Annotated in this window: 14 protein-coding genes; 9 read left to right on the forward strand and 5 right to left on the reverse strand. The window is 57.6% G+C overall.

Features of this window, described 5'->3' with window-relative positions:
* The first annotated feature begins 4 nt into the window (after positions 1–4).
* The 3 genes from K5Q35_RS16470 to K5Q35_RS16480 are packed head-to-tail and all read left to right on the forward strand — an operon-like array spanning position 5 to position 2885.
* On the forward strand, positions 5–853 hold the full coding sequence (locus K5Q35_RS16470) for a fumarylacetoacetate hydrolase family protein (RefSeq protein WP_220800357.1): 849 nt from the start codon (positions 5–7) through the stop codon (positions 851–853).
* A complete protein-coding gene (locus K5Q35_RS16475) occupies positions 854–1783 on the forward strand; it encodes a 2-hydroxyacid dehydrogenase (protein ID WP_220800358.1) in 930 nt (309 codons plus the stop codon).
* 1 nt (position 1784) lies between these two features.
* Positions 1785–2885, forward strand: coding sequence for a mandelate racemase/muconate lactonizing enzyme family protein (locus K5Q35_RS16480; protein WP_220800359.1), 1101 nt, complete (start codon positions 1785–1787; stop codon positions 2883–2885).
* On the opposite strand, the gene K5Q35_RS16485 is transcribed toward K5Q35_RS16480, so the two are convergent.
* The gene (locus tag K5Q35_RS16485) at positions 2882–3535 is read right to left on the reverse strand and encodes a ChrR family anti-sigma-E factor (RefSeq protein ID WP_220800360.1); all 654 of its coding nucleotides are present in this window, start codon (positions 3533–3535) and stop codon (positions 2882–2884) included. The genes K5Q35_RS16480 and K5Q35_RS16485 overlap by 4 nt on opposite strands.
* 7 nt (positions 3536–3542) lie before the next feature.
* Complete coding sequence (locus K5Q35_RS16490; RefSeq protein WP_220800361.1) at positions 3543–4067, reverse strand: sigma-70 family RNA polymerase sigma factor; 525 nt, start codon at positions 4065–4067, stop codon at positions 3543–3545.
* Positions 4068–4321: 254 nt separating this feature from the next.
* Between K5Q35_RS16490 and K5Q35_RS16495 the strand changes: the two genes are divergently transcribed.
* Genes K5Q35_RS16495 through K5Q35_RS16515 form a run of 5 tightly spaced genes read left to right on the forward strand, consistent with a single transcriptional unit; the run spans position 4322 to position 8929 of the window.
* Positions 4322–5650: an NAD(P)/FAD-dependent oxidoreductase gene (locus K5Q35_RS16495; RefSeq protein ID WP_220800362.1), complete on the forward strand. Its 1329-nt coding sequence runs from the start codon at positions 4322–4324 to the stop codon at positions 5648–5650.
* On the forward strand, positions 5647–6405 hold the full coding sequence (locus K5Q35_RS16500; RefSeq protein ID WP_220800363.1) for a DUF1365 domain-containing protein: 759 nt from the start codon (positions 5647–5649) through the stop codon (positions 6403–6405). Before K5Q35_RS16495 ends, K5Q35_RS16500 begins: the two co-directional genes overlap by 4 nt.
* Complete coding sequence (locus tag K5Q35_RS16505; protein WP_220800364.1) at positions 6405–7634, forward strand: MFS transporter; 1230 nt, start codon at positions 6405–6407, stop codon at positions 7632–7634. The genes K5Q35_RS16500 and K5Q35_RS16505 overlap by 1 nt, the downstream gene beginning before the upstream one ends.
* A gap of 9 nt (positions 7635–7643) precedes the next feature.
* Positions 7644–8198 carry a DUF3833 domain-containing protein gene (locus tag K5Q35_RS16510; RefSeq protein ID WP_220800413.1) on the forward strand — a complete coding sequence of 185 codons (555 nt, stop codon included), beginning with the start codon at positions 7644–7646 and terminating at the stop codon, positions 8196–8198.
* Positions 8198–8929 (forward strand): SDR family oxidoreductase, encoded by a 732-nt coding sequence (locus K5Q35_RS16515; protein ID WP_220800365.1) that lies wholly within the window; start codon positions 8198–8200, stop codon positions 8927–8929. The genes K5Q35_RS16510 and K5Q35_RS16515 overlap by 1 nt, the downstream gene beginning before the upstream one ends.
* Before the next feature lie 3 nt (positions 8930–8932).
* Here the strand turns inward: K5Q35_RS16515 and K5Q35_RS16520 are convergent, their stop codons facing one another.
* Genes K5Q35_RS16520 through K5Q35_RS16530 form a run of 3 tightly spaced genes read right to left on the reverse strand, consistent with a single transcriptional unit; the run spans position 8933 to position 11267 of the window.
* Positions 8933–9985 (reverse strand): saccharopine dehydrogenase, encoded by a 1053-nt coding sequence (locus K5Q35_RS16520; protein WP_220800366.1) that lies wholly within the window; start codon positions 9983–9985, stop codon positions 8933–8935.
* Positions 9982–10602, reverse strand: a complete 621-nt coding sequence (locus K5Q35_RS16525) for a glutathione S-transferase family protein (protein ID WP_220800367.1) — start codon at positions 10600–10602, stop codon at positions 9982–9984. The genes K5Q35_RS16520 and K5Q35_RS16525 overlap by 4 nt, the downstream gene beginning before the upstream one ends.
* 11 nt (positions 10603–10613) lie before the next feature.
* Entirely contained in the window at positions 10614–11267 is a 654-nt protein-coding gene (locus tag K5Q35_RS16530) for a histidine phosphatase family protein (RefSeq protein WP_220800368.1), read from the reverse strand.
* A 224-nt stretch (positions 11268–11491) separates the two neighbouring features.
* On the opposite strand from K5Q35_RS16530, the gene fdhF reads away from it, so the two are divergent.
* Positions 11492–14257 carry a formate dehydrogenase subunit alpha gene (gene fdhF, locus K5Q35_RS16535; RefSeq protein ID WP_220800369.1) on the forward strand — a complete coding sequence of 922 codons (2766 nt, stop codon included), beginning with the start codon at positions 11492–11494 and terminating at the stop codon, positions 14255–14257.
* Positions 14258–14648: the final 391 nt, after the last annotated feature.

Consider the following 14648-nt stretch of genomic DNA (forward strand, 5'->3'; position numbering starts at 1 on the left):
AGACATGAAACTTGTAAGATATGGTGATGCAGGCGCAGAAAAACCCGGCATGCTGGATGCAGAAGGCGTGCTGCGCGATCTGTTCGGCCATGTGAATGACATCGCTGGAGACGTGCTGTCCGACGCGGGCCTTGAAAAGCTGCGCGCGATTGATCCGGCGAGCCTGCCCGTTGTTGACGGCAACCCGCGCATTGGACCCTGTGTGGGGAACATCGGGAAATTCATGTGCATCGGGTTGAACTATTCCGATCATGCCGCCGAAACAGGTGCCGCAATCCCCGAGCATCCGATCCTGTTCTTCAAGGCCAATTCTGCGGTCGTGGGGCCGAATGACGATGTGTCCATGCCGCGCGGCTCCACCCACACCGATTGGGAGGTCGAGCTGGGCGTTGTGATCGGGACGACGGCCAAATATGTTTCCAAAGAGAACGCATTGGACCACGTGGCAGGCTATTGCGTGATCAACGACGTCTCTGAGCGGCATTTCCAGACGCAGCTGACGGGGCAGTGGACCAAGGGTAAATCCTGCGACACCTTCGGGCCGACCGGGCCTTGGCTGGTGACGCGTGACGAAGTTGCGGACCCGCAAGCGCTGGATATGTGGCTGGACGTAAATGGCAAGCGGATGCAGACCGGAACAACCAGTACCATGATCTTTACCGTGGCCGAGATCATCGAACATCTTTCGGGGCTGATGACGCTGCATCCGGGTGATGTGATCACCACCGGCACGCCCCCCGGTGTCGGCATGGGGATAAAGCCCGAGCCCGTCTATCTGAAAAAAGGCGATGTGATGGAGTTGTGGATCGAAGGCCTTGGCAAGCAGCGCCAGACCGTGACGGAGGACGCATAGATGCCGGACCTGTTGCAAATCGGCGGTGTCACGGATGTCATGCGCGAAAGGCTTGAGGCGGCATTTACCATCCATAAGCTGGCCGATGGCACCTACCCGGCGGAGGCAATCACGCATATTGCCACCAATGGGCACGACGGTGTGCCCGCCGATGTGATGAGCGCGTTGCCCAACCTCAAGATGATCAGCTGCTATGGCGTTGGCTATGACGCGGTGGACGTTGTGGCTGCAAAGGCGCGCGGCATCGTCGTGACGCACACGCCGAATGTGTTGAACGGTGAAGTTGCGACCACGGCGGTGATGCTGATGATGGCCTGTTATCGTGAGCTCTTGCACGATGATGCCTGGGTGCGCTCCGGCAATTGGGAGGCGAAGGGCAATGCGCCGCTGACCCGTTCGGTGGACAATCAAACGGTTGGAATTCTGGGCCTTGGACGCATTGGTCAGGCGATTGCTGACAAGCTCGCGCCCTTTGGCACGACGATCGTGTATCATTCCCGCACGCAGAAAGACGTGGCGTATAAATACTACGCTGATCTGAAGGAAATGGCGGCCAACGTGGATTGTCTGATCTGCATCACACCGGGTGGGCCAGCGACCAACAAGATCGTCAACAAGGACGTCATGGACGCCTTGGGGCCCAAGGGAACGCTCATCAATGTCAGCCGCGGGTCGGTTGTGGATGAGGCCGCGATGATTGCAGCCTTGCAGGAAAAACGCCTCGGTTGGGCGGGGCTGGACGTCTTTGAGGCGGAACCCAAGGTTCCGCAGGCCCTGCGTGATCTGCCCAATGTCGTGCTGTTGCCCCATGTCGGGAGCGCCACGGTTGAAACACGTGCCGCGATGGGGGCCTTGACCGTCGACAACCTGTTGCAGCACCTCTCCGATGGCAGCACCGTATCCCCGGTGCCGGAATGCACGGATATGTGAGATGAGCCGGATCGCCACGGTTCAGGCCCGGCTTTTCAATGTGCCCTTGGATGAGGTGCTGGTGGATGCCAAACACGGCAGTCACAGCCATTTTCACCTCATCACGGCGACCATAACGCTGGAAGACGGGCGTCAGGGCACGGGTTATACCTATAACGGCGGGCGCGGCGGGCATGCGACGGCCGCGATGATCACGCATGATCTGGCGCCCTTTCTCATCGGCAAGGACGCGCAGGACGTCGAAGCGCTGAACGATGCGATGCAATGGCATATGCACTATGTGGGGCGTGGCGGTATTGTCAGCTTTGCGATTTCGGCGGTTGATATCGCGCTGTGGGATTTGCGCTGCAAGGGGCTTGGCGTGCCTCTCTGGCAACTGGCGGGTGGCGCGGCTAACAGTTGCAAAGCCTATGGCGGCGGCATAGATCTTGCCTTTCCGCTGCCCAAACTGCTCACGCATGTGCAAGGTTATCTGGATGCGGGGTTGAACGCGGTCAAGATAAAGATTGGCCAGCCAGATATGGCAGACGATATTGCCCGTATCCGCGCTGTGCGTCACCATATCGGTCTCGACGCCGTTTTCATGATCGACGCGAATTATTCGCTGACGGTGGAGCAGGCGATAACCCTCGCCAATACGGTGAAAGACCAGAATATACTGTGGTTTGAAGAGCCAATCATTCCGGACAATTACCCCGGATATGCGCAGATCACCAAAGCGACCGGCATGGCCGTGGCGCAGGGTGAAAACCTGCACACAATTCACGAATTTGAAATGGCGGTGGCGCAGTCAGATCTGGGCTTCATTCAGCCCGATGCATCGAATTGCGGTGGTATCACCGGGTGGTTGCAGGTTGCGGCGTTGACCAAACAAAGCGGCATCGCAATATGTTCGCATGGTATGCAGGAATTGCACGTGAGCCTTGTCTCCGCTCAGGCGCACGCGGGCTGGATCGAAGTACACAGCTTCCCAATCGACCGATACACAATGCGTCCGCTGGTGATTGAAAACGGACGCGCGGTTGCGCCGGATGAAACCGGGATCGGCGTGACGTTCGACTGGCAGAGGTTGGAGGCGTTTGAGGTCTTGCAGCCAGCCTAAATTCTAAGGAACCGTTGTGCGATCTTCGGCAGCAGGCGGTTAAATTCCAGCGGCGCATCCGCGACCGCAAGGCAGATACAATCCTCGTGGATGTCCGCAACCGGCGTGTGATGCAGGTCACTGTCGGCAATTTCCACATCGCCACGTGCGAAATATCCGTCATCGTCCTGAAACGCGCCTTTGAGCACCATGGTCATTTCGGTGCCCTTGTGTCCATGATCCGGCATCGCCGTGCCCGCCGGGATCAGCAACAAACGCGCGGTTGCATCTTTCGATGTCGGCAAGATCGCTTGTTTGACGCCCATACCAATCGGCTTCCACTTGATGCTGTCGAGATCACCGCCGACGTAATCCTGAATTGGCTTGGGCAGCACGCCGGGTGTCATTTCCGCCGCTGGCATGGTCACAGCGATATCGCCGCCCGCGATCAAATCCATGGTATTCGCAAAGCTGTTGTTGTCCATATCGGTATCCACATTCTGTTCCAGCAGCGCGCCGCCGAGCGCGTCAAAGCTCTCCGCCTGCGCACGGCAGCTATCGCAGAGCGAGAGGTGTGCGGCGACAATCAGATTGAAGGCTTCGGGCAGCGTTCCGGCGGAATAGGCCATCAGAACCGCGTCATTGAGATGGTGTTTAATGGTATCAGTCATCGTTTCATCACTTCATTGCGTGGCGAAGTCTGTCCAACGCCAATCTTATTCTGGATTTGATCGTGCCGAGCGGCAGACCGGTTTGTGCGGCAATTTCGCTATGGGTGAGGTCCCCGAAATACGCCTTGTCTATTAATTCCCGCTGTGCGGGGGGCAGCGCGTTGAGGGCAGAGACCAAAATCTCTGACTCTTGCTGCAGGCCAATTACGTCGGTCTGATCCGGCTCCGCTTCGGGGCCCCAGGTCAGATCTTCGGGCTCTGGTCGTCTCTGGCGTCGCAACAGGTCGATTTTTCTATTCCGCGCGATTGTGAAAATCCACGTAGCAACGGATGCCCGCGACGGATCAAACTGATGCGATTTGTGCCAGAGCGTGGCCATCACATCCTGTGTACATTCCTCGGCCAAGGTCGAATCCGCCCCGGATTTTATCAAAAACCCTTTCACACGCGGCGCAAAGTGATCGAACAGCTCTGCGAATGCAGCGCGGTCCTGATCATCCCGGATACGCGTCATGTGAGATACCCAGAGCATCCGTTTCGATACTTCGCTTGACGTCACTTGCCCACGTCCCGTTTTCACTACTTTCAAATACTTCGAAGCACCCAGTCCTGCGAGGTGAACCGGCGGTGCCGTATTCGGTTGGATATTCAGATTTGCACACATGACAGGGTTACGCCATGCGACAGAATTTGGATCACTCTTATTTTAAGATGGTTTTCAATTCATCCAGCGACCAATATGCCGCGTATACAAGTAAAGACCGTCACCGAGGTAGAAAGTCATTAATGCCGTTTGAAGCTCTCACGTTGGGTAATCTGCCGACGTCTACTCATCCTGAAAATCAAAGCAAAGTTGCGATTGTTGGCGCTGGTATCTCTGGACTAGGGGCCGCGCATATGCTGTCCAAGACGCACAATGTCACCCTGTTCGAAGCCGAGGGCCGCTTGGGCGGTCACGCGCGCACCAAACTGGCCGGCAAGCGCGGTGATCAGCCTGTGGATACCGGGTTCATCGTCTTTAACTACGCCAATTATCCCTACATGGCCGCGCTGTTCGAAGAACTGGATGTGCCGGTTGTCAAATCGAACATGAGTTTTGGCGCGTCCATTGACGGGGGTGCGCTGGAATACGCGCTTACCTCGCTTGATGCGCTCTTTGCGCAACGGCGCAATGCGGTGAACCCCGCGTTTTTGCGCATGGTGCGGGACATTCTGAAGTTTAACAAACATGCGATACGCGTGGCACAGGATGAAAGCCTGACGCTGGGGGAATTCCTTGACAAGATGGGCACGGGTCCGTGGTTTCGCGATTACTATCTGTTGCCGCTGTCCGGGGCGATCTGGTCCACGCCGGTTGAGAAAATCATGGATTTCCCGGCCTATGCGCTGATCCGGTTTTTCGAAAATCATGCGCTGCTGAATACGACCGGTCAACATCAGTGGTACACGGTCCAAGGCGGGTCGACGCAATATGTGCGGCGGCTGGAAAATGCACTGCTTGCGCAGGGTGTCGACATGCGTCTGGGCGCGGCTGTGCAATCGGTGCGCCGTGCGGGTGGAAAAGCGTTCATCCGTCCGTGGGGTGGCGAAGAGGAGGCGTTCGATCACGTGATCATGGCGACCCATTCGGATGATTCCCTCAAGATGCTGGCAGACCCCAGCGCGCAGGAAACTGCCGCATTGGGTGCCGTCGCCTATCAGCCAAATGACATCGTGTTGCACGCGGATGAAAGCATCATGCCGAAGCGCAAAAAGACATGGGCCAGTTGGGTCTACACAGAGGACAAGAACGCCCTGTCCGACCGGATTGATCTGACCTATTGGATGAATTCCCTGCAACCTATTCCGCATGATGATCCGCATTTCGTGACGTTGAACACGAAACGCACGATCCGCGAAGAGTTGATCTACGATCAGGTCACGCTGCGCCATCCGGTCTACGATCTCGCGGCCTTAGCGGCACAAAAGGAGGTCGCAGCCTTTAACGGGGCGCAAAACACGTGGTTCTGCGGGGCATGGATGAAAAACGGCTTTCACGAAGACGGTCTGTCGAGCGCAGTTGACGTTGTGCGCAAGCTGCGCAGCAATGAGCAGATGAAAGTCGCGGCCGAGTGACCTCAGGCGTCGATCATATCGCCGGGCTGACGTATCATGGCCGCAAGGGTGCGATCAGCAACGCGTTTCGCTATTCGGTGGATTATGTGCTGCTGGACGCCGAAGCGGAGGTCAAAACCCCATGGCTGTTTTCGCGCAACGGTCGCGGGTTCACCGGTCTGAAGGACCTTGATCACGGCGGTGCACCGGGGCAGGGGCGCGGTGCCTCTTGGGTGCGTGACGTGCTTGGCCAGCATCAGATCCGCGATGTGGAAACGATTGAACTTCTGGCACAGCCGCGGGTGTTGGGGCACGTTTTCAATCCTGTGAGTTTCTGGTTATGCCGTCGCTCTGACGGGGCCTTGATCACGGTCATCGCCGAGGTGTCAAACACCTTCGGGGATCGGCACAGTTATCTGTGTGCGCATTCTGACCAGCGCCCGATTGAACCGAGTGACACGCTTCAGGCGACCAAGATTTTTCATGTCTCACCTTTTCAGCCGGTCGAGGGCGGATACAAATTCCGCTTTGACGTGACGGATGCGCGCATCGGCATCTGGATTGATTACGCGCGCCCGGATGGCGGCTTGATCGCCACGCTGACGGGTCATCGCAAACCATTGACCAACCGGGCGATCCTGCGCGCCGCGTTTCGCCGACCTCTTGGCGCGCGCCGCGTTCTGGCACTGATCCACTGGCAGGCGCTCAAGCTCTGGATCAAGGGCGCCATTTATCGCGGACGTCCCAAACCGCCGTCAAAAGAAGTGTCTCGCTAGTGCAAAAGACGCAGAGGTTACCCGCGTACTCTCTTTTTGCGGCTCTGCTGGCAGCGGCGGGCTTGCCGATATATATCCACGCGCCGAAATTCTATCTGGATGAATTTGGCGTATCACTCGCGGCCTTGGGGGCGGTGCTGTTCGGGCTGCGCCTGCTTGATGTAGTTCAGGACCCGCTGCTGGGCAAACTGGCGGAAAAAACCCGCACACAGCGCCGCACCTATGTGTCCATTGCCGCGGTGATCATGGCTGTCTCGATGGTTGCGCTCTTTGCGGTGCCGCCTTTGCTGCCCCCGCTGGTCTGGTTCGGGCTGTGCCTGACTTTCGTGTTTTCCGCGTTCAGCTTTTTGACCATCAACTTTTACGCACAGGGTGTGATCAAGGCGGATGCGATGCCCGGACAGGGGCATCTGCGTCTGGCACGTTGGCGCGAAAGCGGTGCGCTCACTGGCGTATGCGTGGCTTCGGTCGCGCCCGTCGCCTTGGGGGCCGCGATGGATGCACCCTTTGCGGGGTTTGCCATTGGGTTTTGCGTGCTGGGCCTGGCGGCTGTTTGGGCCATGAGAGAGGAATGGAGCACGTCTGGCGTTGCCCCGTCCACCGGGTTTGGCACCGTTCTCAAAGACCGGTTGGCACGGCGCCTATTGCTGATCGCCATGGTCAATGCCGCCCCGGTCGCCGTCAGTTCCACGCTGTTTTTATTCTATGTGGAAAGCAAACTTGCCGCGCCCGGTTTCGAAGGGCCGCTGCTGTTGATTTTTTTCCTGTCAGCGGCTTTGGCTGCGCCGGTTTGGAGTGCGCTGGCAGAGCGTTTTGGGTCGCGTAATGTACTTTTACTGGCAATGGGTCTGGCCATCGCCGCTTTTGGACTTACCTTAACGCTCGGCCCCGGCGATTGGCTGCTGTTTGCTCTGATCTGCTTGGCGTCTGGGGCGACTCTGGGGGCTGATCTGACATTGCTACCTGCAATTTTTGCGTCTCGAATGGCGCAAATATCGCCGTCGGCATCTGAGGGGTTTGGGCTGTGGTCATTCGTTTCGAAACTGACCTTGGCCTTTGCGGCAGTCACTTTGTTGCCCCTGCTTGAACGGGCTGGCTTTCAAAGTGGGTCGTTGCAGAACCCGCCGGAGGCTTTGGCGTTGCTGACGCTTTTATATGCGGCGGTGCCCTGCGCCTTGAAACTAATCGCCATCGCCTTGCTGGTGATGACCGACCTGAAGGAGGCCTGAAGTGTGAATATGTGGTTTTATATCCTGATCGGCGCGCTCCTTGCGTTTGCTCTTGTCTGGATGCGGCGGGCCTTCTGGAGCTTCACCGCGCAGACACCCGAGGATTACGAGGATGAAAACCCCGCCTTTGACGTGCGCGAGCATCTTAACGGGCCGATCCTGTGTGAAGGTGTGATCTATGGCCCACTGGGGCGCGTCAGCAGCCGTTTTGTTGCTGATTTCGACGCCTCATGGGAGGGGAACAAGGGTGTGATGAAAGAACGGTTTGTCTATGATGATGGCACCGTTCAGGATCGCGAATGGCATCTGACGCTTGGCAATGATGGCAAAATCCGTGCCTTGGCGTCCGATGTTGTCGGCGAAGGGCAGGGCAGGCAATCTGGCTCAACCGTGCTGTTGAAATATGACATTCGCCTGCCCGAGGCGTCTGGCGGTCATATTCTCAATACCGTCGACTGGATGTATCTGACGCCGAACGGGACGATCATGAACCGCTCCCAGTTCAGAAAATTCGGCATCAAGGTCGCAGAACTCGTCGCGACCATGCGACCCAAGGAAGCGTGATGCGCGATTGGAAAGGCAAACGATATTGGCTTGTTGGCGCAAGTGACGGTTTGGGCGCGGCGCTCGCGCTGAAGATGAGCCGCGCAGGCGCGCATGTTATCGTGTCCGCCCGGTCCGCGGATAAACTGGCCGCCGTTGTGGAAAGCCTGCCGAACGAAGGCTCGGTTCAGGTGGTCGATGTGTCGGATGATGCAAGTGTCGATCAGGCCGCGAACGCGATCGGCCAGATAGATGGCGTCGTCTATCTGGCGGGTGTCTACTGGCCATTCGCTGCGCAGGAATGGGATGCCGAAAAAGCGACCGCGATGGCGGATATCAATTTCACCGGTCTGATGCGCGTCATGGGGCGTATTGTGCCGCAATTCGTGTCCAGAGGCGCGGGCCATGTGGTGATTACCGGCAGTCTGTCCGGGTTTCGCGGGCTTCCCGGTTCGATCGGATACACGGCATCAAAAGCAGGTACGATGTCGCTGGCGGAATGCATGTACGCGGATCTGCGCGGCAGCGGTGTTGACGTACAGGTGTCAAATCCTGGCTTCATCAAGACTCAGCTGACCGACAAGAACGACTTTTCCATGCCCTTCATCATGACGCCGGATGAGGCAGCGGATCACATGTTCCGGCATATGAACACCGACCGTTTCAAGAACAGTTTTCCGACGCTGTTCTCTTGGGTTTTTCGGGGCAGCCAGTTCCTGCCTGACTGGCTGTATTTCCGTATCTTTTCCTGACCGCTAAATCTGCTCGCTATGCGTTCTGTAGGTCGCCTCGGCACGGTGCCAGACATCGCCGTTGTCCTTGAGGGTCATCAGTGTTGGCAACAACTGCGCGGCATAGTCCTCGCTGCTTTCAAGTGGCAACAGGGAAGGCAGGTTGTCGATTGCCGTAACGTCAAGAACGGGGTCGCCATATACGCGCAGCGCTGGTTCTGCCCATGTGGTTGTTTGCTCATATACCTTGATCGGGGAGAAATCGCTGTCCGGATCGCAGGCGATATCGCCTATCACCGAAAGTTGCCGCGGCGCGCCGCCAGCCCCTGAGGGCACAAAAACCGGCGTGCCGGGACGCGCCAGTACACAGTTGAAAAACAGATCATGCGCAAGCACCTCGGGGAAAGGACCGCCGATTTTGGTTTCTGCCATGTCCCATTTTGTGCAGGCGACACCCATGGCCGAGCAGATATCGAACACACCTGTCCCGACGCGCCCCAGCGCCCCGATGATCAGCGCGGTGGGGCGGTTTGTACCAGTCGCCATCAGCTCGCTTTGCAGATCGTCAAGTAGTTGCGTTGCGCTGTCATAGGGTGCGACCGGGCCTGCGATGTCGTTACGCTGTTGCGCCGCCCAGCATTTCAAAGCGACCGCAGCCCCGGCGTAGCCTGCCCAATACCCAAAGGCGGCAACCCGGCGGCCTTGGTCATCTACCAGATACTCCAGATCCAGTAGCGTGCCCCCGCCCGCTTTAAACCGCTGCAACAGAACCTGCCCCGCTGGTTGCCCCTTGAACGCATGGCCAAACATGATGTGGCGGTGCGGCAGGGGCGTTGCATCCTCGGGCAGTTCCTTCAGGCCGAAGATGATCGCGTCTTTCGGTGCGGTGGGCCAGCTGTGCGCGGGTGCCAGTGTGCAGCCCGCCGCGTCGTACGCATGATCCGGGATGACGCGCGTCGGGCTTTGTTCAACCGTCAGAGTGACCCCTGATGAAATCAATTGACGTGCGCCTTCAGGCGTTAACCCAACCCGTGTTTCATTATCGCGTTGTTCCGCGCGTACCCAAAGATGTGTCATGATGGCAGCATCCCCGCGTTTTTTGCTTGTTGCACACTGTCGCGCGCGTGCATCCGCTGTTGAAACGCCGTGATCCCGGGGAAATCAGCCATATTCACGCCGTCGCCCTCAAGCCATGAGCAGACCACAAACAGGTAAGGGTCGGCGATAGACAGGTGGTCACCGATGATAAAGTCACCTCTGAGGCAATGTTCTTCCACGTATCGGGCGCTGTTCGTCATGGTCTGAGGTGCCTTGGCTGCCATATCGGCAAGGCTTTCGGGCCGATCTGCCCAGCGGTTACCGCGCACGCGGTGCGCATGGTTCACATGCATGGTTGAGGCAAGGTAATACATCGTGGCGCGCATATGTGCCGCCTTCAGCGCATCCTGCGGGACCAGCTTAGCCTGTGGCGTCCGGGCGGCGATATACTCGAGGATCGCACCGGTTTCTGTCAGGTGGTTACCGTCGGTTTCCAGCGTTGGAACGCGGCCCTTGGGATTGATGTTGAGGTAGGCTGGTTTTGTCTGCTCCGCCTCCCCGAAGTTTACCATCACGCCCTCAAAGGGCAGTTCTGCTTCGTACAGGGTGATTGCAACGGCAATCGAAATCGAACCGGGAGAATAATAGAGACGCATGGAGTGCTCCTTCAAACGTGGGTTTGAGCATAGTGGCGGCTTGGGTCTTCCAGATGCGGAATGGCGTTGAACATGGTGGGCGAAAGCTGGCCACCAATCGGAAAGAGCCGATGCTGCGATGTGTTGTAGATCGCGAGCGCAAGTTGCGCCATCGCATCGATATCCAACCGCAGGACCTGCCGCATGACGCAGGAAATCAGCCCGCCAGAGGTGACGACCAATGCGGGCCCATCCCCTTCGGCTATTTCGCGCAAAACGTCTGAAATCCGGGTTTCGAACTCGGAAAACCGTTCTGGTGCCCCGGCGATCTCATCCCTTTGCCAAGCGGCAAAGAGCATGGGCAGATGGGCTGTGAAACCGGCCTGATCCGTGGGAAAGGGTACGCCATGTTCTTGCTCCATCGCGCGCGCAAGCGTCAGGTACTCCAATTCATTCAGACGCGCATCTCTGATCGGTGACAGGCCGGTTTGCATCGCGGCCTCGGTTTCGACATGCCGCCTCAATGTGCCGGTAAACAGCCGCGCGTGGTGTTGGCTTTGCGCCTTCAGATGCGCGCCCAGCCACGCGGATTGCTGATGGCCCAAAGTGCTCAGCTTGTCATAGCTTTTCTCATCTGTAGCGCCTGAATTTGCCTGACCGTGGCGAATAAGAGTAATGTGGGACATGCGTTCTTTCTACTTGGTATCGCTTTTAGTAGGCGACTGTGCGCAGGGTGGAAAGGGTGCTTGGATCGGGCGATGTAAATCGCGCGCTGCCGCCGCCAATAGGCGCCATTGGTTTTCCGATCGGAAACGGGGTGGCGCAAATTCGGTTTTGGGTGTCGGGATTGGGACTCCTTGAAAGACCTGTTGTTTCATATAGTCCTTGGAAATGTGAGGAGCGGGAAACCATGGCTGACAAGATTACCTTTATGCTCGACGGTCAAAGTGTCGAGGTCGATACTGGAATGACGATCTGGGAAGTGGCCAATGGTCGGGGTCTTGTGATCCCGCATTTGTGTCACAAACCGGCGCCGGGATACCGCCCTGACGGCAACTGCCGCGCCTGCATGGTAGAGATCGAAGGCGAACGCACGCTTGCTGCGTCCTGCATTCGCGAACCCAGCGAAGGCATGGTCGTGACCACCAACTCAGCCCGTGCAGAGAGTGCGCGTAAGATGGTCATTGAGATGCTTGTTGCCGATCAGCCCGAACAGGATGTGGCGCATGACAAATCAAGCCACCTGTGGGACATGGCCGCGCATAGTGGCGTGCAAGAAAGCCGTTTCCCAAAGCTGGAAGAGGGCCGCATTCCCCTGCTCGATGACAGCCATGTCGCGATGTCCGTCAATCTGGATGCCTGCATTCAATGTGGTCTTTGTGTGCGCGCCTGCCGCGAGGTTCAGGTCAATGATGTGATCGGCATGGCCGGGCGCGGGCATGATTCCTATCCGACATTCGACATGGCCGACCCGATGGGCGACAGCACCTGCGTGGCCTGCGGTGAATGTGTGCAGGCCTGCCCGACCGGCGCGCTGATGCCGTCGACGGTTGTTGATGATAATCAGGTCGGTGACAGCGCGGATTTCGACAAGGAAGTCGAAAGCATCTGCCCCTTCTGCGGCGTCGGTTGTCAGGTGTCCCTGAAGGTCAAGGACAACAAGGTCAAATACGTCGAGGGGATCAACGGCCCCGCGAACGAAGGGCGGCTTTGTGTCAAAGGTCGTTTCGGGTTTGATTATATCCATCACGACCATCGCGTGACGAAACCGCTGATCCGGCGCGAGGATGCGCCTGCGAAAGGTCTGAATGTCGACCCGGCGAACTGGCAAAGTCATTTCCGCGAAGCATCATGGGATGAGGCGCTGGATTTTGCCGCCGCGGGCATGAAGGGCCGCGGCCGCGAGATTGCCGGTTTCGGGTCGGCCAAATGCACAAATGAAGAGGCGTATTTGTTTCAAAAGCTGATCCGTCAGGGGTTTGGTCACAATAACGTCGATCACTGTACACGTCTGTGTCACGCGTCCTCGGTGGCGGCATTGATGGAAAACGTCGGCTCGGGCGCTGTGACAGCGACATTCAATGAAATTGAAAACGCGGATGTGGCCATTGCGATTGGCTGTAACCCGATTGAGAACCATCCCGTTGCGGCGACCTTCTTCAAACAGTTCACCAAACGCGGCGGCAAGCTGATTGTGATGGACCCACGGGGGCAGGCACTCAAACGTTTTTCGAGCCATATGCTTCAGTTCCGGCCCGGTGCGGATGTCTCCATGCTGAACGCGATCATGCACACAATCGTTGAGGAAAAACTCTACGACCAGCAATATATCGAAGCCTACACCGAAAATTGGGAGGCAGAGAAAGCGCACCTGGCAGATTTCAGCCCTGAGGCGATGGCCGGGATTTGCGGAATTGATGCGGAAACGCTGCGGGATGTTGCGCGGACCTTTGCAGGTGCCAAAGCCGCGATGATCTTCTGGGGCATGGGAATCAGCCAGCACATCCACGGCACAGATAACTCGCGGTGCTTGATTTCGCTGGCGCTGATGACCGGACAGGTCGGGCGGCCCGGCGCTGGCCTGCATCCGTTGCGCGGTCAGAACAACGTGCAAGGCGCGTCCGATGCGGGTCTGATCCCGATGTTCCTGCCGGACTATCAGCCCGTCACGGACGACGGTGTGCGTTCTGCCTTTACCAAGGTCTGGGGGTCTGCGGATTTCTCTAACGAGCGTGGGCTGACCGTGACCGAGATCATGGATGCGGTGCACGATGATAAGATTAAGGGCATGTATATCCTTGGTGAAAACCCCGCGATGTCTGATCCGGATGTTGAGCATGCGCGTAAAGCGCTTGCGAAACTCGACCATCTGGTTGTGCAGGATATCTTCATCACGGAAACCGCCAACTATGCCGATGTCATTCTGCCGGCCAGCGCCTTTGCGGAAAAAGCAGGTACCGTCACCAACACCAATCGTCAGGTTCAGATGGGCCGCCCTGCGGTGTCCCCACCCGGTGACGCGCGTCCCGATTGGTGGATCGAAGTTGAATTGGCCAAACGCCTTGGACTGGATTGGAACTATGACAGCCCCGCAGATGTTTTTGCAGAGATGAAGCAGAACATGCGCAGTCTTGAAAACATCACTTGGGACCGTCTGGAAAATGAAAACGCCGTGACCTACCCTTCCCTCAGCCCCGAGGATCCGGGGCAGGCGATCGTCTTTGGCGATGGCTTCCCCCGACCGGATGGGCGCGCGCGGTTCACACCGGCCAGTGTGATACCGCCGGATGATGTTCCGGATGCTGAATACCCGATGATTCTGACCACCGGGCGGCAGCTTGAACATTGGCACACGGGCTCGATGACGCGGCGCTCGCATGTGCTCGATGGGCTGGAGCCGGAAGCAAACTGCTCGCTGCACCCATCCACATTGCGTAAACTCGGTGTGGCTCCGGGAGAGCACGTGACCTTGACCACCAAGCGCGGCAGCATTTCTATCATGGCGCGTGAGGATCGTGCCGTCTCACCTGATATGGTGTTTCTGCCATTCGCCTTTGTCGAAGCTGCTGCAAATATCCTTACCAACCCTGCGGTCGATCCGTTCGGTAAAATCCCGGAGTTCAAGTTTTCCGCTGTCCGGGTTGAGGCCACGAAAAATCAGGTGGCTGCAGAATAGGGTGACGTAGCAAGTTGCGTGGACGACCCGGTATTTCAACGTGTCGTCCACCTTGCCGGGCCTTGCGATGCGTGGCCCAAGGCGCGTTCGATTGGCTAAAGTGTTCAAAGCGCCCGTGTCGGGATGGCAAAAGCGTCACACCTGAAACAGGGCGCATTGTTGTTCCGTGCTGTCAGCCGATGGAATCAGCCACCTTCTGGACGAAAATACGGATAAGGATGACCCTGTTTCCCGACGTAGTGCTTTGGCTCAGACCGTGGAGAATCCGGCCCGTTAGCGCTTGCGCACTGACCAAATGAAACTAAAAAGTTGACCTTCATCTGAAAACTTACATTGTTGTGCACACGACGGTCAAAAAACGACCGCGCTTGCCTATAGATGGCAAGGTCTG

The sequence above is a fragment of the Roseobacter sp. OBYS 0001 genome (assembly GCF_019654895.1).
Classification (GTDB): domain Bacteria; phylum Pseudomonadota; class Alphaproteobacteria; order Rhodobacterales; family Rhodobacteraceae; genus Roseobacter; species Roseobacter litoralis.

Coding starts and splice junctions, on each gene's coding strand:
- K5Q35_RS16470 (WP_220800357.1), top strand. CDS start 5: ATGAAACTTGTAAGATATGGTGATGCAGGCGCAGAAAAACCCGGCATG.
- K5Q35_RS16475 (WP_220800358.1), top strand. CDS start 854: ATGCCGGACCTGTTGCAAATCGGCGGTGTCACGGATGTCATGCGCGAA.
- K5Q35_RS16480 (WP_220800359.1), top strand. CDS start 1,785: ATGAGCCGGATCGCCACGGTTCAGGCCCGGCTTTTCAATGTGCCCTTG.
- K5Q35_RS16485 (WP_220800360.1), bottom strand. CDS start 3,535: ATGACTGATACCATTAAACACCATCTCAATGACGCGGTTCTGATGGCC.
- K5Q35_RS16490 (WP_220800361.1), bottom strand. CDS start 4,067: ATGCTCTGGGTATCTCACATGACGCGTATCCGGGATGATCAGGACCGC.
- K5Q35_RS16495 (WP_220800362.1), top strand. CDS start 4,322: ATGCCGTTTGAAGCTCTCACGTTGGGTAATCTGCCGACGTCTACTCAT.
- K5Q35_RS16510 (WP_220800413.1), top strand. CDS start 7,644: ATGTGGTTTTATATCCTGATCGGCGCGCTCCTTGCGTTTGCTCTTGTC.
- K5Q35_RS16515 (WP_220800365.1), top strand. CDS start 8,198: ATGCGCGATTGGAAAGGCAAACGATATTGGCTTGTTGGCGCAAGTGAC.
- K5Q35_RS16520 (WP_220800366.1), bottom strand. CDS start 9,985: ATGACACATCTTTGGGTACGCGCGGAACAACGCGATAATGAAACACGG.
- K5Q35_RS16525 (WP_220800367.1), bottom strand. CDS start 10,602: ATGCGTCTCTATTATTCTCCCGGTTCGATTTCGATTGCCGTTGCAATC.
- K5Q35_RS16530 (WP_220800368.1), bottom strand. CDS start 11,267: ATGTCCCACATTACTCTTATTCGCCACGGTCAGGCAAATTCAGGCGCT.
- fdhF (WP_220800369.1), top strand. CDS start 11,492: ATGGCTGACAAGATTACCTTTATGCTCGACGGTCAAAGTGTCGAGGTC.